Genomic DNA, 19525 nt, shown 5'->3' on the forward strand with positions numbered 1-19525 from the left:
CCATCGGCTTGTCTCTGAGCATCGATCAGGGTTTTTTACAGATATCAATCGTTCCATCTTTCCGTTGTATGAATACAGTACAAAGAGAACAACGTGAATCGATTATTTGGCACCATGAGTTGAGATCGATTGGGCTGGCTGTCCTTAAGTCAGTCCTATTCGTTTGAATGAATAGGGAAGGTGAAGATCTGGTGAAGGGGAAAAAACCAATTAATTACTGGAAAAGCGAGTATATTGGTAGATCATTAGTGACGGTGTGCGGATTTTTTATTGTGCTTGTGACTCTTGCCATTATCATCTTTATTTGCAGCAAAGGAATTCAGTCCTTTACACAAAGCCATATTCCACTTGGAGAAATGCTCTTTTCGAAACAATGGGCTCCAAACCAATCAGAACCTAAATATGGCGCCGTCATTTTCATTGTTGGCTCAACCCTTGTATCGGTTGGCGCTGTTGTTCTAAGCACACCGATCGCTCTTGCTTTAGCTGTATTTATTAACTATATTTCTCCTTGGTTCGGTACAAAGGTATTAAAGCCGGTGTTAGAGCTGCTTGTAGGGATTCCCTCAGTCGTTTACGGATTTTTAGGAGTAACGATTCTTGTACCGTTGTTTCGCGAGTGGTGGGGAGGAGTTGGATTCAGCTTAATAGCAGGTATGATCGTTTTAAGTATTATGATTTTACCAACCATCGCAAGCATCGCTTCCGATGCGATCGGCGCGGTTCCTCGTGCTTATTTAGAAGCATCGTACGGATTAGGTTCGACACGCTGGCAGGCGATTAGCCGTGTCATTGTTCCAGCAGCGCGCAAAGGAATTTTGACAGGAATTGTACTAGGTTTAGCCCGTGCTTTTGGTGAGGCGTTGGCTGTTCAAATGGTGATCGGAAACACCGTGAAGCTGCCTTCTGGATTGTATAGTCCAACTGCGACATTAACAGGTATTTTGACAATGGATATGTCCAACACGTTAAATGGAACAGCCTGGAATAATGCACTGTGGACATTAGCCATGATTTTGCTGCTGATTTCTTTCTTGTTCATTTTATTGATTCGAGCAATTGGACAAAGAGGTGAAAAATAACATGAAGGCGAGAACGGTTGACACCATTTGGACAGGGGTTTTATACGTGCTTTCGTTTATGGTTGTTGGATTGTTAGGTTATTTTGTCATCACCATTCTCATCAAAGGATGGGGATTTTGGGATCTAGACTTCCTTTCCGGTCTCCCGAGCAATACAAAAGAAGGGGGAGGCATAGGTCCTCAATTATTTAATTCGCTGTACATGCTTGTATTGACATTGCTCATTTCTGTGCCGCTTGGATTGGGAGCTGGCATTTACTTAGCGGAATATGCAAAGCAAGGGAGGCTGTTAAGCTTTATTCGCTTATGCATTGAAACAATGGCTTCTCTCCCTTCGATTGTTGTCGGTTTGTTCGGGCTTTTAGTATTTGTGACATTGACTGGCTGGGGGTATACGTTAATCGGCGGCGCTTTAGCGATTACGATTTTAAATCTTCCAGGATTAACGAGAGTATGCGAAACAGCGATTTTAGATGTTCCACACAGTGTAAAGGAAGCTAGCCTTGGGCTAGGAGCGACGAAATGGCAGACATTAGTCAAAGTGACGATTCCGGCAGCGCTTCCGCAAATTATTACGGGAGTGATTTTAGCAGCAGGAAGAATTTTTGGTGAAGCGGCAGCTCTTATTTATACGGCAGGATTAACCACTCCATTGCTAAACGCTTCAGCTGATCTGTCAAGTAAGATGCATCCGCTAAATATTTTTCGTCCTGCTGAAACATTGACTGTTCACATTTGGAAATTAAATTCGGAAGGAATTGTTCCTGACGCCAAGCTCATTGCAGCGAAATCAGCTGCCGTTTTAATGATTATGGTTCTGCTATTTAATATTGGAGCTCGTTTTGTCTCCGTGCTATTGCAGCGCTATTTCACTGGAAATAAACGCACGAATAAGCGAAAAATGAAAATAGCGTCTTAGAAAATACGAACTTTTCTCGAGATCATTCCCTTCTAGTAGACAGAAAAAGTCCCATGAGTCTGTCTATTAATGGAGGGAATTTTTTAATGGAAACGATGTGTCAAAAGCATTGAAAATGGTTAACGACAATGAGGATATTTGGCGGGAATAGAAGAACTAGAAATAGCTTGGGAAATTTCGTTCATCTAAAAATAAGAAAAGAGGAGAGGGAATAAAAAACGATAATAAAGTTACAACATGAGGCTCAACTATATGATGTGCTCTCCGCTGAAAAATGATCACATATTTGGATATTTTTTTGTGAGCCCTTTATAGAGCACTAAATGCATTGATAAACGAAAGAAAATATGATAAATTAATATAGAAACACACTTTTCATTATTTTTTACAATAATATCCCTATTATAATTTTATAACAAAAAACTCCCTTAGTCAACCCCTGTTTTCATTATTTTTTAAAGGAGTGCTTGGTATGAATACAGAACTTCAGCAGGAGCAAAAACGATTGGACAGCGTGATGGAGACAATTGCGGAGCAAATCGTCACGCTGGAAAATGAAACATTCCGTCGTCGTGAAGAAGTGATTGAGTTCCGCAAACATTTTTGGGATGATGTCAAGGTGAATACCGATACGTTCGATGATTTCCTTGAAACCATCATTGCCTTAAGACAACAGGCGCAGAATCTGTCTGTGAGCCAAAGCACTCACAGACAGGCGTTCAAGAGATTGATCGCGCTGCGCCGCATGCAGGAGGTGCCTTATTTCGGTCGAATCGATTTCGCTGAAGAAGGAACTTCTGCTGCTGAACGAATTTATATTGGCATCTCTACGCTCATAGATACAAGTGGAGAGAATATTCTCATCTACGACTGGAGGGCGCCGATCTCGAGTATCTACTACGATTATCCGCCCGGTCCAGCTGAATACACGACACCTGAAGGTAAAGTCCGTGGCATGCTGGAGAAAAAGTGGCAATATCTCATTCGTGGCGGTGTGATCCAATCGATGTTTGATACGAGCCTCACGATTGGGGATGAGATTTTACAGCAGGTGCTTGGCAAAGTGACAGATAAACATATGCATAACATCGTGGCCACTATTCAAAAGGAACAAAACCGAATCATTCGGCATGACCGCGGGAGATTGCTCATTGTGCAAGGTCCCGCTGGCAGCGGCAAGACATCAGCTGCCCTTCAGCGAATCGCTTACTTGCTCTACAAATATCGGGATAAGTTAAAAGCCGACCAAATCATTTTATTTTCCCCTAATTTAATGTTTAGTAGCTATGTAGCCAATGTGTTGCCTGAACTTGGCGAAGAGAATATGCATCAGGTTACATTTCAGGAATACTTAGATCATCGGCTGAGTCATGAATTTCAAGTCGAGGACCCATACGGACAGTTGGAGTATGTGTTAACGGCAACGGATGATCCTTCATACCGGACTAGGGCTGCAAGCATCCGCTTCAAGGCCTCGGCCCGTTTTTTTGAAACGATCAAGGCCTACCGGCAGTCGCTTGAATTATCCGGCATGCTCTTTAAAGATATTCGGTTTAGAGGAAAAGCCATTGTCACCGCCCAACAAATTGCCGAAAGATTTTATAGCAGCGACACTTCGCTCCGTTTTCACAATAGAATCGAAAAGTTGGTCGCTTGGCTAAACAAGCAAATCGATAAAGCTGAGAAGCTTGAACGGACTAAGCCATGGGTGCAGGAAGAAATCGAATTGCTTAGCAACGAGGATTACCATAAAGCTCATACTCTCTTACGAAAAAAGCACGGCTTTAAAGGAGAAGAGTTGGCCAATTATGAAATGGAAGTCAAAGCGCTAGGTCAATTGATCGTTCACAAGAAGCTTAAGCCGTTACGCAAGCGAATCCGGGCGCTTCGCTTTATCGACATAAAAGGGTTATATAAGCAACTTTTCATCGATCCAGCGAGAATCAAGCAGTGGATGGAGGGGGAAACGCCAGAGGAGTGGGAGAATATGTGCCGATTGACGGTGAGCATGCTTGACGAAGGCAAATTGTTTTACGAAGATGCGACGCCGTTTTTATTTTTGAAAGAGCTGATTCAAGGATTTCAAACGAATATCTCGATTAAACACCTACTTATTGACGAAGCGCAGGATTACTCTCCTTTTCAATTTGAGTTTTTGAAATGCTTGTTTCCAGCAGCCAGGATGACCGTGCTCGGCGACTTTAACCAGGCAATTTTCGCCCATGCCAGCGAAACTGTCGACTTTTCCACGCTTACCAGCTTATACGGGCCAGATGAAACAGATGGGATCACTTTGGCGCGCAGTTACAGAGCCACAAGACCGCTCGTCGAATTTACGCGCGGACTCGTGTCTGATGGCGGACGAATTGTTGCTTTTGAACGTGACGGAGATAAGCCGGTATTGACGCAATTGTCCAATCATGCCGAATTGCATCGCTCGATTGCTTCTAAAGTCGCGGACTTGCGGAAACGGGGATACAATACGATCGCGATCATATGCAAATCCGCCGCGGAAAGCAATGCCGCATATAACGCATTGAAAAGCGTGGAAGAAATAAAACTTGTAAAGCGCAGCTCGACTGAATATGAACAAGGTGTTGTGGTCATACCAGCGTATTTGGCCAAGGGAATCGAATTTGATGCCGTCATCATTTATAACGCATCGGCCGAAGTATATGGAGATGAGAGCCTGCGCCGATTGTTCTACACTGCCTGTACCCGGGCTATGCATGACTTGCAGCTTTATAGTGTGGGTGAACCGAGCCCTTTTTTGCGCCACATTAAGCAGGGGAGCTTGCTGCTAACCCCGAGTTCGCACGGGATAAATATACGGCTTTAACATCATCGACCGAGGAGTCTCCCGCCTCTTAACGGAGGGGAGATGGGGGAGGTTCATTCAGGTGTTTTATACTCAATCGAATCATCGAAATCGAAAATGAAACAGCTTGAGTCCTTATGAATACAGGGACTCAGGCTGCTTCATATGCGCTTTTTCCCTGCCTGCTTGATAGGGAGCGCTTCGTATATTGAGGTAAACCTAGTTTAGTCATGAGCTTTAGGAGAAGGAATTTCCCTAATGGCTAAAAATAATACGGTAATGGATACGAACCAATGGAGAAATGGTGCATATGGAACCGCTGTGTGCATCATTTCCATAATGGCAAAAAAGATGGTGGATAAAGTTATGGAATACGCAGACATCACCCATGTGTGACGATACGAGATCTTTTTATCAAGCGTGCCTTTTAAAATAAGTCCGATAAAGGCAAGAACACATACACCGATGAACTTGCTCGCACTTGTAAAAATATAAAGGAACAAAAACGCCAGCGGAATCAGTACAGGAAGCAATGATTGAACCGTTTGAATAAATGAGTGTACATCCTGATCTGTCAGCTTGGTATCTTGAGGAAACATGGAATAGTTATAAGATTGTAATTGACTATTTGTCACAAGCACGGCTTCATGCTTTAACAGTCCAATCGCTGTTCCTAGGCGCTCCACTTCTTCTTTTGTCATTTTTCCCGTGCTGTCAAACACAATGGTTAAACCTTGTTCATTCATGACGATCGGCTCGCTGGCTGACGAATGTAGGGAACCATTTTCGATGGTAAAAGACGGAATGTCGTTTTGTAGCAAACCGCCAGTGTAACGCGTGCCTTCAATAAAGCTTGTTGTAAAATAATAAGTAGTAGGTAGTGATGTAATCAATGACAAAAGGAAGATATATAAAATGGATCTTCCAATTTTTTGAAAACGAAATCGAGCGATATCTTTTGGCGAATACAAACTTTTCCATAGCTGCATGAATAGATTCATCCGTTACACATCCTTCCCTTGCTTCCATGCTCATTGTATATTGTTCAGCCAGAGAATTCAACTAGTGCTGTAAAATGAAAAGAATCCCTTATGTGCTAAAAAGGGATTCTTTTACTTGATGAGTCAATAAGTGCGATATAAAGACCATCTATTTCATCGGTTGTTTAGCGCAACTGGACATGTGGGTGGCCTAGCAAACATGTACACAATTTGCTTTTCACCACTATCATGTGACGACACACTTGCAAATGAAAAAAGCTTATTAATTTTTATCCCTAGCAGATACTTTAAACGTTTGAACGACTTGTTGCAGCTGTTTGACGAGATCATTTAACGAGCTAGACGCATGCGAAACCTCGTCAACGGAAGCGCTTTGCTCCTGAACAATCGCAGCTGCATGCTCCATATTGGCCGCAATTTGTTGCGAAATAGAAGATACCTCTTCCATAGTCATGGACATTTGTTTTGTTTGCGAGCAGACATGATGGATCATCGCCGCTACTTCCTTTGATTCTCTCGACACATTTTCTACAGCATGAGCGATGTCTTTAAATGATGTATCGGTTTGATAAACGATTTCGATTCCTTCCTTGATCACTTCCGATCCTCGCGCCATGGAGTGAACGGTTTGGTTGACGCCATGCTGAATTTCTTCAATAATTTCCCGTATCTGCCTTGCCGCTTCACCACTTTGGGCAGCAAGGTTTCGAATCTCATGAGCGACAACGGAAAATCCTTTTCCATGCTCTCCTGCTCGTGCTGCTTCAATGGCTGCGTTTAAAGAAAGGAGATTCGTTTGATTGGCAATTTGGCTAATTAGATGGACGATCTGATCAATTCGTTTCGACTTTTCACCCAGTATGTATACGGCATCAGCGGTTTCGCCAACGGTTTTTTGGATTAAACGCATTTGTTGAACAGCATGATCCACTAAGCGGTTTCCTGCATGGGCTTTATGTGTCGCTTCATTTGTCGACGCTTCAACGTCTTCCATGGAATGAAACGCTTGCTCCATTCCTTCGGCTATTTCATGAAAAAACTGTGTCGTTTCGATGGTGGAATGGGCTTGTTTTTCTGCGCCGCTAGCGATTTCTCCAAGCGCGCTTGAAATTTGTCCAAATGCGAGCCGCGATTCGTATGCAGCATGCTTTAATGTTTCAGACGAGTGAGAGACATGCTTAGAGCTTGTATCTAGATGCGCAATCAATGCGGTTAAGCTGTCGGCCATTTGATTAAAACCGGCTGCAAGTGCATGGATATCCTTACTCGCATGCCTTAATTGCAGACGTGTTTGCAGATTTCCTTTTCCCACTTGCTCCATAGCATGCTTTAATAAGGTGATCGGTTTAACCATCTTGCGTACGATCAGCCAGCCGATTAAGCTTGCAAGCAGGGCAATCAGCAATGAAATCACGATGCTTGTTTTTTGATAAGCAAAAACAGGCTGCAAATAATCCTGATCATTCAACGCTAATACATAGATATCACCGTTTAAGTCAACAGAAGAGGCGTAAGAGAGTGTCAGCCCTTGAATATGGAGAATTCCTTGTTTTTTTTCATATATGCTCCGAATCGATGACGGAGAAAGCGCGGGCAAGGAGCTATGAAACCCCGCCAATTTTTCTAACTTTCCCTCTTTTGTGATCACAAATTGCATGGGATTTGCTTGAAGAGATTGGAACTTATGTTTAGTTAATGTAAGTATGTATGATAGCTTTTTTTGAAAGTCTTCATTTGTGACAGTAGCTTTTAGCATCGAAATTTTTTCGATCGTCACTTCTGTTGCCAGCTGCATTTGTTGTTCGACGGCTTGAGTAGTGATTTGTTTGTTTTTTTGATAGCTTGTATAAGCGATCAACATGGACGCAAGGCAGCTGGTTAGAATAATCAGCATCGTTAACATCGTTTGCAAACTCCATTTGCGAGAAAAGGAAAGACGAAAAAAAGGGAGAGAACGCATAGACTTCCCTTTTTGCTTTGTTGCATCTAGCAAAGAAGATAAGCGTGATAAAATTGCCCGTGCTTGCTTTGATTTGCTCATCATTTGCACTCCTCATTTCTGATACCATTTATGCCAAAATCCTACTTTCAATGTATTGAATGAAGTTTAAGCTTTTATTAAGAAAATGTATAAAAATTGTTAAGCTTATCAAACAAGCAAATAAATTGAAACATTGTGGCAATTTTGGTAAGCTAATTTTGAATGGACGAGGCTCTCGTTCAGTACATATGACAACAAAGGAGGAATTAAAATGGCTTTTGAATTACCTCAATTACCTTATGCTTATGACGCGCTTGAACCGCATATTGACAAGGAGACAATGAACATTCACCACACTAAACACCATAACACATATGTTACAAACCTAAATGCAGCGTTAGAAGGTCATGCAGATCTGCAAGGAAAAACGCTTGAGGAATTGCTTAGCAATTTAGAAGCGCTTCCAGAGAGCATTCGTACAGCTGTTCGCAATAATGGTGGTGGACATGCCAACCATAGCCTTTTCTGGACGATTCTTTCGCCAAATGGCGGCGGTGAGCCAACTGGTGAATTAGCGGATGCGATCAACAAAAAATTCGGCAGCTTTGCTGCGTTTAAAGAAGAATTTACAAAAGCCGCAACAACTCGCTTCGGTTCTGGATGGGCTTGGCTCGTTGTGAATAATGGCGAGCTTGAAGTGACAAGCACGCCAAACCAAGACAATCCGATTATGGAAGGAAAAACGCCAATTCTTGGCTTGGATGTTTGGGAGCATGCATACTACTTAAAATATCAAAACCGTCGTCCAGAATACATTTCTGCATTTTGGAATGTCGTAAATTGGGACGAGGTTACTAAACGTTATCAAGCTGCAAAATAAGAAATGAATGGAAAGGGACGGCCCCAATCAATCGCCGTCTCAAACAGGAGCCAAAGTCAATTTTGACTTTGGCTCCATTATTTTTAGCCGCCATTTGTTTCGGTTTTTTCTGTCTCAGACCGCTTTTTTAATATGGATGGACAGTCTAGGATGGCTTTGGATTCAGGGGCGTCTTTTTTATGTGCGGTGCATAGAACAGGCAGGAGATTGCCAAACTATCCTTTAAGATGAAAAGGGGAGTTAACCATGACTATGCTAAAAAAAATATTCGGCCATGAGCATATCAATCGCGATCTCATCTTGTTGCTATGCATCGGTGGCTTTTATTCATTAAGCATTGCACTTTCCAACACCTTTGTGAATGTATATTTATGGAAACAATCGGGAGAATTTCGGGATTTGGCGCTGTATAATTTGGCGATTGTAGTATTGCAGCCTTTGACGTTTGTTTTTGCCGGAAGACTTGCGAAAAAAGTCGATCGCATTATTGTTTTGCGTTTAGGCGTGTCATTTTTAGCGGCTTTTTTTATGAGTGTATTGCTTGTTGGACAGCGCGCCGATGATTATTTATTATTGCTTGGTTCGTTGCTTGGGATCGGCTATGGTTTTTATTGGCTGGCGTTTAATGTATTGACATTTGAAATCACAGAACCGAATACACGGGATTTTTTTAATGGCTTTCTAGGCATTTTAACGTCGGCCGCCGGGATGATCGGCCCTATCGCTGCAGGATATATCATTTCCATGCTTGTTAAGAAAGGATATACGCTCATTTTTTCCATCTCATTAGGGATGTTTTTAATTGCTGTAGTCCTCAGCTTTTTCCTTAAGAGGAGGCAGGCAGAAGGAAAATACGCTTTGCTGCGCATTATCAAAGAGAGGCAGAATAATAAAGAGTGGCGGTTGATTACAAACGCTCATTTTTTTCAAGGATTAAGAGAAGGGATTTTTGTTTTTATTATTTCTGTCTTTGTGTATGTTGCCACCGATAGCGAATGGGCGCTTGGAAAATTTGGTTTTGTGAATTCGCTGACATCCTTTGTGGCGTACTATGTTGCCTCTAGACTGATTAAGCCATCTTATCGAAAACTGGCGATTTTATGCGGCGGTTTATTGCTGTACGCGGCGATTTTCTTAATTGTTTTCGATCCCTCCTATATGCGTTTGATGCTGTATGCTGTTGCGATTGCGATCGCTTATCCGATCCTGCTCGTGCCGTATTCATCGTTGACATTTGATGTGATTGGCAAGAGCTGGGGATCAGCGGATCGAAGAATTGAATATATCGTCGTTCGCGAGCTGTTTTTAAATGCTGGACGCATTGTCTCCATTCTCGCCTTTTTATTCACCATTACCTTTTTCAACGAAAAAAGCGGCATTTCTGTACTGATGATGGTGCTAGGAGCGGGGCACACGATGATTTATTGGTTTATCCGCCCGATCGAGGTTTCAAGAAAACAGCAGCGGGAAGGGGATGAAGCTGTTCTCCGCCGCACTTTTACGAACAAAGAAGGAGGCTCTCCTGCATAGGGCCTCTTTCTTTATGACGATTTTCTAGAAAAATGCCGCCGTTTCTTTTACAATAAGAAATGGAATCGTTAAAAAGCAGGAGGGTGTCATTTTGAAAAAAAAGAAAAGGGCGCAAGTACCATTTCGGTTAAATATATTATTTTTTCTCGTGTTTATGCTGTTTTCAGCCCTGATTTTACGGCTTGGGGTTGTACAAATCGTGTATGGCGAGCAATATCGAAAAGAAGTCGAACGGACGGAAAATGTGACAGTGAGCACACCGGTGCCGCGCGGCAAAATTTATGATCGCTATCATCGTGTGATTGTTGATAACATCCCGCTGAATGCAATTACGTATACTCGTACGAAAACGACGACTCCAGAAGATACACTAAAAATTGCCCAGCGATTGGCTCAATACATTGATAAGCCTGTAGATAAAGTAACCGAACGCGATATGAAGGATTATTGGATTTTAACAAGAGAAGAAAAGGCGGCTAAAAAGGTCAGCGAAGCAGAAAAAAAAGCGCTGCAAAAAAAGGGGCTATCTGATAAAGAGCTGGACAAGAAGGTGTACGAATTAACACTTGAACGAATTACAGCTGATGATCTAAAAGAAATCAAGCCTGAAGAAATGAAAGTGCTCGCTATTAAGCGATCGCTTGATAGCGGCTATGCGCTAACGCCGCAAATTGTGAAAAATAAAAATGTAACAAATGAAGAATACGCGGTGGTCAGCGAACATTTAGAAGAGCTGCCAGGAGTGAATACGACAACAGATTGGGAGCGCCATTATGTATATGGCAACACGTTCCGCTCTGTACTGGGCAGCGTCACAAGCGATGAGGACGGTGTTCCGCTGGAGAAGCTCGACTACTTTTTGGCGCGCGATTACAGCCGCAACGACCGCGTGGGTAAAAGCTATTTAGAGGCGCAATATGAAGATGTGCTTCACGGCAAAAAAGCGAAAATAAAAAATATAACCGATAAATCAGGAAATGTCATTGAGACGCAACAAGTGTATGAAGGAGAACGGGGCAAGGATCTCGTGCTCACCATTGATATGGAACTGCAGCAGCGCGTCGAGCAGATTATTCAAGAAGAGCTGCTTGCTACGAAACGGAAAGGGCATGCGCCGTTATTGGACAGGGCTTTTGTCGTGATGATGAACCCGAAAACAGGGGAAGTGCTGTCAATGGCGGGAAAAAGATTAGTCAAAACGGACAGCGGCAAAACGGAAATACAGGATTATGCCCTTGGAACGATTACGTCTGCTTATGCAATGGGGTCGGCTGTTAAGGGAGCCACTGTATTAACCGGCTTTCAAACAGGTGTGCTTCATAATAATACGTACTTGGTCGACGAACCGTTATACATTAAAGGAACAAAGCCGAAAAAATCGTGGAAGACGATGGGAAGCATCAATGAATTAACGGCGCTTAAACAATCGTCGAACGTGTATATGTTTAAAACCGCGATCGCAATCGGTCGCGGCACTTATCGTCCGCATGGTCCGCTCAGCATCGATCCGGATGCTTTTACGACGATCCGGCGTTATTTTAGCCAATTTGGCCTCGGCGTCAAAACCGGCATCGATCTGCCGAATGAAATTACCGGGTTTCAAGGATCAAGCAAAATGCCGGGGCTGCTTCTTGACTTAGCGATCGGCCAGTACGATATGTATACGCCGATGCAAATGGCGCAATATGTTTCAACGATTGCCAATGGCGGCTATCGTATGAAGCCGCAAATTGTCAAAGAAATCCGCGAGCCGAATAACGATGACAAAGAGCTAGGGCCGGTGATCCGCGATTTTCAGCCGACGGTGCTGAACCGGGTCGATATGAAGACAGCCTATATCGACCGGGTGAAGGAAGGCTTTCGCCGCGTTATGCAAGAGCCGGGGGGAACAGCATATGCGTATTTCGCCGACGCTCCATACAAGCCGGCCGGAAAGACAGGAACAGCGGAAGCATTTTATGACGGTCCGATTCAAAGCAAAAAAAATGATCCAACCTATAATTTAACATTAGTCGGTTATGCTCCTTACAATGCCCCTGAAGTGTCGTTTGCCGTTGTCGTGCCATGGGCGACACAAGGAGACAGTGACGGCATTAATAACCGAATCGGCCGCCGAATTTTAGATGCGTACTTTGAATTGAAAAAGGAACGGCCGCAGCAAGGGACACAGCAAACGCAACAAGACGAAACGCAGACAGATTCGCAAGCAACCAATCAATAAGAGTCACTGCGTTCATTGATGAGAAAATGATGTCATTCGACATGTTACATTTACGTAGGGATGAGGCTAAACAACGTTATTTCGCCGACCATTCAATGAATGTAAAATGACGGTGCTGGGCGTTTTCCGTCAAAAGCACAGATGTAAAGGCAAACACCAGCTGAAAAGCTAGAACCATTTTGAAGAGGCACTCATTATTGAGTGCCTTTTTGCTTTACAAAAGCTTAACAATCTCTTAAAACCAAGTTAAAAGTCTTATAGTACTCTTTAGGTGTTACAAAAAGCGAAATCACGTGTTTTGACGAAGAAAAATCGCTGTTCTATGCTTATGATCAATAGGATGATAATAAATGAAAGACAATATCGATGAATATCGTCGGCTTCTGATGCTTATATGGATGGAGGAAGAGAACCCAATGGAATTGACAATGATCAAGACAAAAGCGGAAAACGGGGCAATTTCGAAACCGGCAGAGAAAGATAAAGAGATTGTTTATCGTACAAGTGAATTAAATTTGTGGTATGGTGAGCATCATGCTTTAAAGAATATTCATCTGGATATTTATGAAAATGAAGTGACGGCGATCATTGGTCCTTCCGGATGCGGAAAATCGACCTATATTAAAACATTAAATCGAATGATCGAACTAGTTCCGAATGTGCGCACATCTGGAGAGATTGTTTATCGCAACCGCAATATTTTCGATCAATCATATCGGGTGGAAGAACTGCGTACACAAGTCGGAATGGTTTTCCAAAAGCCTAATCCATTTCCTAAATCCGTCTATGATAATGTCGCTTATGGTCCACGCATTCATGGGATTCGCGACAAACGAACACTTGATGAGATTGTGGAAAAAAGCTTGCGCGGTGCGGCCCTTTGGGACGAAGTGAAGGATCGCCTTTATGATAATGCCGGCGGATTATCGGGAGGACAGCAACAGCGTTTATGCATTGCCCGCTGTCTCGCCATTGAACCGGATGTGATTTTAATGGACGAACCGACATCCGCTTTAGATCCGATTTCTACATTAAGAATAGAAGAGCTGATTCAAAGGCTTAAAGAGAACTATAGCATTATTATCGTTACACATAATATGCAGCAGGCCGCGCGTATTTCTGATAAAACAGCCTTTTTCTTAAATGGTGAAGTGGTCGAATATGATGACACAGACCGTTTATTTTCCAATCCTTCGGACAAGCGTACCGAGGACTATATTACCGGAAGATTCGGCTAAACGAAAGGTGGAACCAATATGCCGGCCAGAGAAAAATTCGACTATGATTTAAAAACATTACAGCAAAAGCTGCTGGAACTTGGCAGCTTAACCGAAACAGCGTTAAATTATTCCATTCAGGCATTTCAACACAAAAATATTGAACTAGCATTGCAAATTATTGACAACGACAGTCAAATTGACACTTTGGAAGAAGAAATCAACGATTTTGCTATTTTGCTCATTGCGAAACAACAACCGGTAGCCATTGATTTGCGGAGAATTGTCATTGCGATTAAAATTGCAACAGATATTGAACGCATTGCTGATTTTGCTGTTGATATTGCGAAAGCGGCGATTCGAATGGGCGACCGTCCATTTGCGCTGGAAATGGAAAAAATCATGCAAATGCACCGTGTTGCGCTAGAAATGGTGTCCATTGGTTTAAAAGCATATTACGAAGAAGATGTGGTATTGGCTCGGAAAATTGCAGAAATGGACGATGAAGTAGATGAGTTATATGGACAAATCATGAGGGAACTGCTGCGATTGAACGCCACCAATCAAGAAAATGCTTTGCAAATTAACCAATTTTCCTTGATTGCCCGCTATATTGAACGTATCGCCGATCATGCGACTAATTTAGGAGAGCATGTCGTCTATCTCGTAAAAGGAAAGCATTACGATTTAAATGGATAAATGTAAAAAGGTGGCCCTTTAAGGGGTCACCTTTTTGAATGGGTAATCATGCGAGCGATTTCCTCATATTTCATATCACTGCGTATTTCATATGTGCCGGGACGAATTTGTCCAGTGAGCTGATGGGCGTTTAAATAGTTGGTCAAAGCCTGATCGTCAGAGATAATTTTCGCTTCTTCTAGTTCTTTAGCAAATTTTGTGGGAACATCTCCTTTGTTAATAACAAGCCGATAAATACGAATGGTTGCTGGCGGTGCCGTTGTCTTTGGAGAAGCAGCCTGCGCCTTCGTTTCCGCTGCTTTTTTTAGCGCTTGATATTCTGTTTTTGCCAAAACGACCAACTCGTTTTTTTGCAAATAGGCATCAAGCTGCGCTTTCGTTGATTTAACTGGCTGCTGATAATAAATGATGCCAATGATGGAGGTTGACAATAACATTCCGAGCGCAAATCCGCGAATCGCTTCTCTGTTCATCGAGCAATCCCCCGCAAAATCATGCGCACCTCTTCAGCCGTTAGCGATGTTTCCCGGGCAATTTGCTCCGCTGAAAGACCTTTTTTATAAAGAGCCCATACACGGGCATATGATGATGCGAGAGGTGAATCGTCTTTTATTTTTTCTGTTAATGAAAAAGGCTTTTCTTCATTGATTAATAATTCTTCCTCCAATATCTTCAGCCGTTTTTTGAGTTGATACGTTTCTTGAGCCAATGAAAGCGTTAAATGATCTATTTGCTCTTCTAAGCTTTTCATTTGATCTTTTCCGAAAAAAGACGCAGCCAAAAGAAGAAGGGAAATGATTACAAATCCAATTAACGTATATTCCATCATTTTCTATCACCCCACTTCACTATACCATAAATAAATGCATAAAATCGATAAGATTATTGTAAGTAAGGAGAGAAGGAGTTAAAATAAAAATAAAAAATATTGAAAGAATATTCCGTAAAAAAGGTAGGGAGGTGAAAAAATCATGAAAGGTGTGATTATGGCTGGGGGAAAAGGGACGCGTTTGCGACCGCTGACGTGCAACATTCCAAAGCCAATGGTCCCACTTGTTGGAAAACCAGTGCTTGAATACACCATTGAGTGGCTCAAGCGGTTTGAGATTACTGATATTGCGATGACCATTCAATATTTAGGGGGAGTGATTAAACAGCATTTTCAAGACGGCGGCCGATTTGGAGTGAATATTGACTATTTTGAAGAACATGAGCCGCTTGGCACAGCAGGAAGCATAAAAAACGCCGCTTCTTTTATTGATGACACGTTTATTGTTGTCAGTGGAGATGCGCTAACCGATATCGACTTGTTTGAAGCGGTGGAATTTCATCGCCAGCGAGGCGCTTTAGCCACGATCGTTATGTCGCAGGAGCGGCAGCCGCTTAATTACGGAGGAATTATCGTCTCACGTGAAGGGCGGGTCAAGCAGCTGATTGAAAAGCCAAAATGGAACCAAGTATATACCGATTTTGTCAACACGGGTATTTATATTTTTGAACCGGAAATTTTAGAGTATATTATTGAAAATGAAAAGTGCGATTTCAGCAATGATGTTTTCCCTTTTTTATTAAAAAAGGATGTGCCTTTATATGCTTTTTTGGCTAAAGGCTATTGGCTCGATATCGGCACCATTCAGCAATATCAAAAAGCGCACATAGACATTTTAAATAAACATGTGCAAGTGTCGATCAATGGCAAGGAGCTGTTTCCCCATGTTTGGGTCGGATCCGATGTGAAAATCGAGGATGGTGCGGTTATTGTCGGTCCATCATTTATAGGCAATGGAGCGTTTATTCGCCAAAACGTCAAAATCGATGCCCATTCTGTCATTGGACCCAATGTGCAAATCGGCGAGCATGCTTCCGTGAAACGAAGTATCATTTGGGAGAGAAGCTATATCGGAAAGCATTGCGAATTGCGTGGCAGTATTTTAGCAGATGGCACCTATTTAGGCAACAACGTGGAACTGCTTGAACAATCCGTAATCGGTAGCCGCTGCACTCTTCAACCGCGGGTGCAGGTAAAGCCCAATATGAAAATTTGGCCGGAAAAAACGATTGCGGAAGGAACAGTGATTCATTCTTCCGTGTTTTGGGGAAAGCAACAACAAAAATCCTTGTTTGGAACACGCGGGATTGCCGGTATTGCTAATGTAGAAATGACGCCCGAATATGCTTCGAGGCTAGCTGCTGCTTATGGAAGTACGCTTCAGGTTCATCATCATGTAATGGTTGCAGGGGATGGACACCCATTTACGAACCTCATTAAACAAGCGTTTATTCATGGACTGCACGCATCAGGAGTGGTTACAGCGGAATGTCTAGAAAGTGTTACTGCGCCGATTGTGCGTCACCAGCTTCGTCGATCTTCTTATGATGGCGGCGTCTATATTTTCCTTGATGAAAAAGATCGAAGCATCTACATTGATTTGTATGACAAGCACGGCTATCCGATTAATTATTTACAAGAAAAAGAAATTGAACGTACGTTCGTTCAAGAGCAAATCCGCCGTGTGTCGATGGAACAAATAGGTTTTTCTAATACTCATCTACAGCCAAGCGCCTCTTACATTCAAGAAATGCAGCAACAAATCCATTTGCCTCTTCGTGGCTGCAAAGCAATTCTTGCCTCAGAATCACATGTCCATCATCTTGCAAACAAACTGCTTCATGGCCAGCCATGCGAAATTGAAATGCTGAAAAGCGCTGATTTTCGCGATATTGCCGATTATATAAAAACAGGAGACGCGTTATTTGCTTTAATCACAGGAAGGGATGGCGAGCAATTTTGGATTATGGACGAAAGCGGAACGATAGTGACTGAAGAACAACTGCTATCGTTATATACGATCACCTCGTTATGGTTTCAGCCAGAATGTCCTGTTTTGGTTCCAAGCTATGCGCCATCTGCGCTAGAGACCGTGGCTAGACAAATGAATGGGCAAATCAAAAAAATCAAAGGGGCACGAAAAGAGATGCTCAAAGAATGGCAGCAACCGTTTCATTTTTGTTATGATGCCATTTATGCGTTTGTCCAGCTCCTTCAGCTGCTAGCTGCCGAGGGACGTCCATTATCTGAAATTACCGCTTCCACCCCACGCATGCATTGGCTTAGAGAATATGTGTTCTGTCCTTGGAACGCCCGGGCGATTGTATTGCGTCGACTGATGGAGGATGAGAACGAAACGATTGTCGATGTCAATGACGGAATTAAATTATATCATCCTGATGGCGGCTGGACGTTTATTTTACCGGAGCTGGATCAGCCGATGTTTACCATTTATTCTGAAGCCCTGGATGTTCAAAGAGCACGTGAAACGATGATTTATTATATAAAAAAAATTCGCCAGTATCAAAATGCATAAATTAAATATGGAAATTGCCGCAAAAAAGTGCTATCATAGAAAAGTCTGATTATAAGTTTATAAAGTTTGGAGGGAAATGATCATGCGCGTAAATATTACATTGGCTTGCACAGAATGCGGCGAACGTAACTATATTTCAACAAAAAATAAACGCAACAATCCAGATCGTGTAGAGTTAAAAAAATATTGTCCAAGAGACAAAAAAGCGACCCTTCATCGCGAAACAAAGTAAGCAGTAGGAAACGTTTTCCTGCTGCTTTTTTATCATCTCAAATGAGAAATCTCCTGCTTCCATAAGTGGGGAATGAATCGGTCTTTACCGAAGAGAAGGACAGGAATGCTCCACTTCAACTTAGGTAAGTGAGGAGGAGGGCAAAGCAGAGGAGGGAATGAATTGCAGGAAAAAAGCGCGCTTCGCAAGCAAATGAAAGAAAAAATAAGAAGCTTATCAGCAAAGCAAAAGAACGAGTATGACGCGCAAATTGCGGAGAATCTGTACGCTTTGCCGGTTTGGCAGCAGGCGGAAACCATTGGGATCACCATTTCCAGAGAGAACGAAATTAACACAAAACCCATTATTGAAAAGGCTTGGCAGGAAGGAAAAACGGTATGCGTCCCAAAATGTGATCCACAAGAAAAAACGATGACATTTCGCGCCATCCGTTCATTTGATCAATTAGAGTCTGTTTATTTCGGTTTACAGGAGCCGATTGTAGCCATGACGGAAGAAGTCGCTTCTCGGCAAATCGATGTGATGATCGTTCCGGGAGTATGCTTTTCCAAAGCAGGATATCGAATCGGCTATGGGGGCGGATACTATGACCGTTACCTGCAGCATTTTTGGCGGCCGACGATTTCGCTTGCTTATTCCTTTCAAGTGGTAAACCATGTTCCATTTGAAGCGCATGACATTCCGGTTGACATGATTGTTACTAATGAAAAGGTTATGATGTGTGATGAATGAATGGCTATATATAGCTGCTATTTGGATCGTGGCTATTGGCGGCTTCGTTGTCCGCTCTTTATCGATATCGGGAGCATTAGCGACCGTTTTGGTTGGAACAGCAGTTGCTGCTGGATTTGCTTGGAAGGGATTATGCCTATTAGGCGTATTTTTTGTTACATCAAGCTTTTGGAGCCATTTTTGTCATCGGAAAAAGGAAAGAGTAGCGGAAAAAGTCGCAAAAGGATCGCAACGGGATTATATTCAAGTTTTCGCGAATGGAAGCATTCCGGCGACCATTAGCCTACTCTCCCTTTTTTTTCCTTCCTTTGTTTGGCAAGGATTGTTTATCGTTTCCATTGCTGCGGCGAATGCGGATACATGGGCTTCAGAGATTGGCAGTCTCAGCCGCCAGTCTCCTCGCCTTGTGACAACATGGGAAAAAACGGAGCCGGGGACATCAGGGGCGGTTACCTGGCTTGGCCTTGCTGCTTCTTGTTTAGGAGCTGGACTAATCGCTGTGGTCGGTTCGCTGCTATGGGATGGTGTTCCCGTTGTTGCTGTGAGCATCGCCGGTTTTTTAGGCTGCATGATTGATACATATTTAGGAGCGGTGTGGCAAGCGATGTACCGCTGCGAGGTTTGCGGCATTGAAACAGAAAAAACGGAGCACTGTCAGCAAAAAACTGTACATATTAAAGGAATTCGTTTACTTAATAACGATTTAGTAAATTGGTTAGCCATTGCTTGTTCACTGATTGTTTATTTGTTTGTCACGAATTTGCAATAGAAAGAAGGGGAGGAACCCGATAGATAATGGTAAAGTATAGAAGAAAGCTCTCTTGTTATGAATGGTGAAAGGTGGAGAA

16 protein-coding genes are annotated in these 19525 nt (G+C 42.8%); 12 read left to right on the forward strand and 4 right to left on the reverse strand.

Annotation, left to right across the window (positions count from 1 at the left end):
• The first annotated feature begins 191 nt into the window (after window positions 1-191).
• The 3 genes from pstC (at window position 192) to helD (ending at window position 4840) form a co-directional block, all read left to right on the forward strand.
• Window positions 192-1082, forward strand: a complete 891-nt coding sequence (pstC, locus tag GFC28_RS18025) for a phosphate ABC transporter permease subunit PstC (RefSeq protein WP_044744539.1) — start codon at window positions 192-194, stop codon at window positions 1080-1082.
• 1 nt (window position 1083) lies between these two features.
• Entirely contained in the window at window positions 1084-2001 is a 918-nt protein-coding gene (gene pstA, locus GFC28_RS18030; protein WP_044744538.1) for a phosphate ABC transporter permease PstA, read from the forward strand.
• Between the two features lie 472 nt (window positions 2002-2473).
• The gene (gene helD, locus GFC28_RS18035; protein WP_044744537.1) at window positions 2474-4840 is read left to right on the forward strand and encodes an RNA polymerase recycling motor HelD; all 2367 of its coding nucleotides are present in this window, start codon (window positions 2474-2476) and stop codon (window positions 4838-4840) included.
• A gap of 203 nt (window positions 4841-5043) precedes the next feature.
• On the opposite strand, the gene GFC28_RS18040 is transcribed toward helD, so the two are convergent.
• Window positions 5044-5820: a DUF1189 domain-containing protein gene (locus tag GFC28_RS18040; protein WP_044744536.1), complete on the reverse strand. Its 777-nt coding sequence runs from the start codon at window positions 5818-5820 to the stop codon at window positions 5044-5046.
• A 262-nt stretch (window positions 5821-6082) separates the two neighbouring features.
• Window positions 6083-7861 (reverse strand): methyl-accepting chemotaxis protein, encoded by a 1779-nt coding sequence (locus GFC28_RS18045; RefSeq protein ID WP_156487555.1) that lies wholly within the window; start codon window positions 7859-7861, stop codon window positions 6083-6085.
• A gap of 211 nt (window positions 7862-8072) precedes the next feature.
• On the opposite strand from GFC28_RS18045, the gene GFC28_RS18050 reads away from it, so the two are divergent.
• The 5 genes from GFC28_RS18050 (at window position 8073) to phoU (ending at window position 14348) form a co-directional block, all read left to right on the forward strand.
• Entirely contained in the window at window positions 8073-8681 is a 609-nt protein-coding gene (locus GFC28_RS18050; RefSeq protein ID WP_044744535.1) for a superoxide dismutase, read from the forward strand.
• A gap of 246 nt (window positions 8682-8927) precedes the next feature.
• Entirely contained in the window at window positions 8928-10211 is a 1284-nt protein-coding gene (locus tag GFC28_RS18055; RefSeq protein WP_044744534.1) for an MFS transporter, read from the forward strand.
• A 91-nt stretch (window positions 10212-10302) separates the two neighbouring features.
• Window positions 10303-12432, forward strand: a complete 2130-nt coding sequence (locus GFC28_RS18060) for a peptidoglycan D,D-transpeptidase FtsI family protein (protein WP_044744533.1) — start codon at window positions 10303-10305, stop codon at window positions 12430-12432.
• A 428-nt stretch (window positions 12433-12860) separates the two neighbouring features.
• Complete coding sequence (gene pstB / locus GFC28_RS18065; protein ID WP_231734583.1) at window positions 12861-13670, forward strand: phosphate ABC transporter ATP-binding protein PstB; 810 nt, start codon at window positions 12861-12863, stop codon at window positions 13668-13670.
• Between the two features lie 18 nt (window positions 13671-13688).
• On the forward strand, window positions 13689-14348 hold the full coding sequence (gene phoU, locus GFC28_RS18070; RefSeq protein WP_044744532.1) for a phosphate signaling complex protein PhoU: 660 nt from the start codon (window positions 13689-13691) through the stop codon (window positions 14346-14348).
• Window positions 14349-14374: 26 nt separating this feature from the next.
• Here the strand turns inward: phoU and GFC28_RS18075 are convergent, their stop codons facing one another.
• Together GFC28_RS18075 and GFC28_RS18080 are read right to left on the reverse strand one after the other, a co-directional pair.
• Window positions 14375-14821: an endolytic transglycosylase MltG gene (locus GFC28_RS18075; RefSeq protein WP_044744531.1), complete on the reverse strand. Its 447-nt coding sequence runs from the start codon at window positions 14819-14821 to the stop codon at window positions 14375-14377.
• Window positions 14818-15174 carry a hypothetical protein gene (locus tag GFC28_RS18080; RefSeq protein WP_369818754.1) on the reverse strand — a complete coding sequence of 119 codons (357 nt, stop codon included), beginning with the start codon at window positions 15172-15174 and terminating at the stop codon, window positions 14818-14820. The genes GFC28_RS18075 and GFC28_RS18080 overlap by 4 nt, the downstream gene beginning before the upstream one ends.
• A 145-nt stretch (window positions 15175-15319) precedes the next feature.
• On the opposite strand from GFC28_RS18080, the gene GFC28_RS18085 reads away from it, so the two are divergent.
• The 4 genes from GFC28_RS18085 (at window position 15320) to GFC28_RS18100 (ending at window position 19446) form a co-directional block, all read left to right on the forward strand.
• A complete protein-coding gene (locus GFC28_RS18085; RefSeq protein WP_044744529.1) occupies window positions 15320-17713 on the forward strand; it encodes a sugar phosphate nucleotidyltransferase in 2394 nt (797 codons plus the stop codon).
• An 82-nt stretch (window positions 17714-17795) separates the two neighbouring features.
• Window positions 17796-17945 carry a 50S ribosomal protein L33 gene (rpmG, locus tag GFC28_RS18090; protein WP_044744528.1) on the forward strand — a complete coding sequence of 50 codons (150 nt, stop codon included), beginning with the start codon at window positions 17796-17798 and terminating at the stop codon, window positions 17943-17945.
• A gap of 162 nt (window positions 17946-18107) precedes the next feature.
• Window positions 18108-18677 (forward strand): 5-formyltetrahydrofolate cyclo-ligase, encoded by a 570-nt coding sequence (locus tag GFC28_RS18095; RefSeq protein WP_044744527.1) that lies wholly within the window; start codon window positions 18108-18110, stop codon window positions 18675-18677.
• Window positions 18670-19446, forward strand: coding sequence for a DUF92 domain-containing protein (locus GFC28_RS18100; protein ID WP_044744526.1), 777 nt, complete (start codon window positions 18670-18672; stop codon window positions 19444-19446). The genes GFC28_RS18095 and GFC28_RS18100 overlap by 8 nt, the downstream gene beginning before the upstream one ends.
• Window positions 19447-19525: the final 79 nt, after the last annotated feature.

The organism is Anoxybacillus sp. B2M1, assembly GCF_001634265.1.
Classification (GTDB): domain Bacteria; phylum Bacillota; class Bacilli; order Bacillales; family Anoxybacillaceae; genus Anoxybacteroides; species Anoxybacteroides rupiense.

Excerpts from the sequence above, each read along its gene's own strand:
- pstA (WP_044744538.1), top strand. The coding sequence starts at position 1,084 with ATGAAGGCGAGAACGGTTGACACCATTTGGACAGGGGTTTTATACGTG.
- helD (WP_044744537.1), top strand. The coding sequence starts at position 2,474 with ATGAATACAGAACTTCAGCAGGAGCAAAAACGATTGGACAGCGTGATG.
- GFC28_RS18040 (WP_044744536.1), bottom strand. The coding sequence starts at position 5,820 with ATGAATCTATTCATGCAGCTATGGAAAAGTTTGTATTCGCCAAAAGAT.
- GFC28_RS18045 (WP_156487555.1), bottom strand. The coding sequence starts at position 7,861 with ATGAGCAAATCAAAGCAAGCACGGGCAATTTTATCACGCTTATCTTCT.
- GFC28_RS18050 (WP_044744535.1), top strand. The coding sequence starts at position 8,073 with ATGGCTTTTGAATTACCTCAATTACCTTATGCTTATGACGCGCTTGAA.
- GFC28_RS18055 (WP_044744534.1), top strand. The coding sequence starts at position 8,928 with ATGACTATGCTAAAAAAAATATTCGGCCATGAGCATATCAATCGCGAT.
- pstB (WP_231734583.1), top strand. The coding sequence starts at position 12,861 with ATGATCAAGACAAAAGCGGAAAACGGGGCAATTTCGAAACCGGCAGAG.
- phoU (WP_044744532.1), top strand. The coding sequence starts at position 13,689 with ATGCCGGCCAGAGAAAAATTCGACTATGATTTAAAAACATTACAGCAA.
- GFC28_RS18075 (WP_044744531.1), bottom strand. The coding sequence starts at position 14,821 with ATGAACAGAGAAGCGATTCGCGGATTTGCGCTCGGAATGTTATTGTCA.
- GFC28_RS18080 (WP_369818754.1), bottom strand. The coding sequence starts at position 15,174 with ATGGAATATACGTTAATTGGATTTGTAATCATTTCCCTTCTTCTTTTG.
- GFC28_RS18085 (WP_044744529.1), top strand. The coding sequence starts at position 15,320 with ATGAAAGGTGTGATTATGGCTGGGGGAAAAGGGACGCGTTTGCGACCG.
- rpmG (WP_044744528.1), top strand. The coding sequence starts at position 17,796 with ATGCGCGTAAATATTACATTGGCTTGCACAGAATGCGGCGAACGTAAC.
- GFC28_RS18100 (WP_044744526.1), top strand. The coding sequence starts at position 18,670 with ATGAATGAATGGCTATATATAGCTGCTATTTGGATCGTGGCTATTGGC.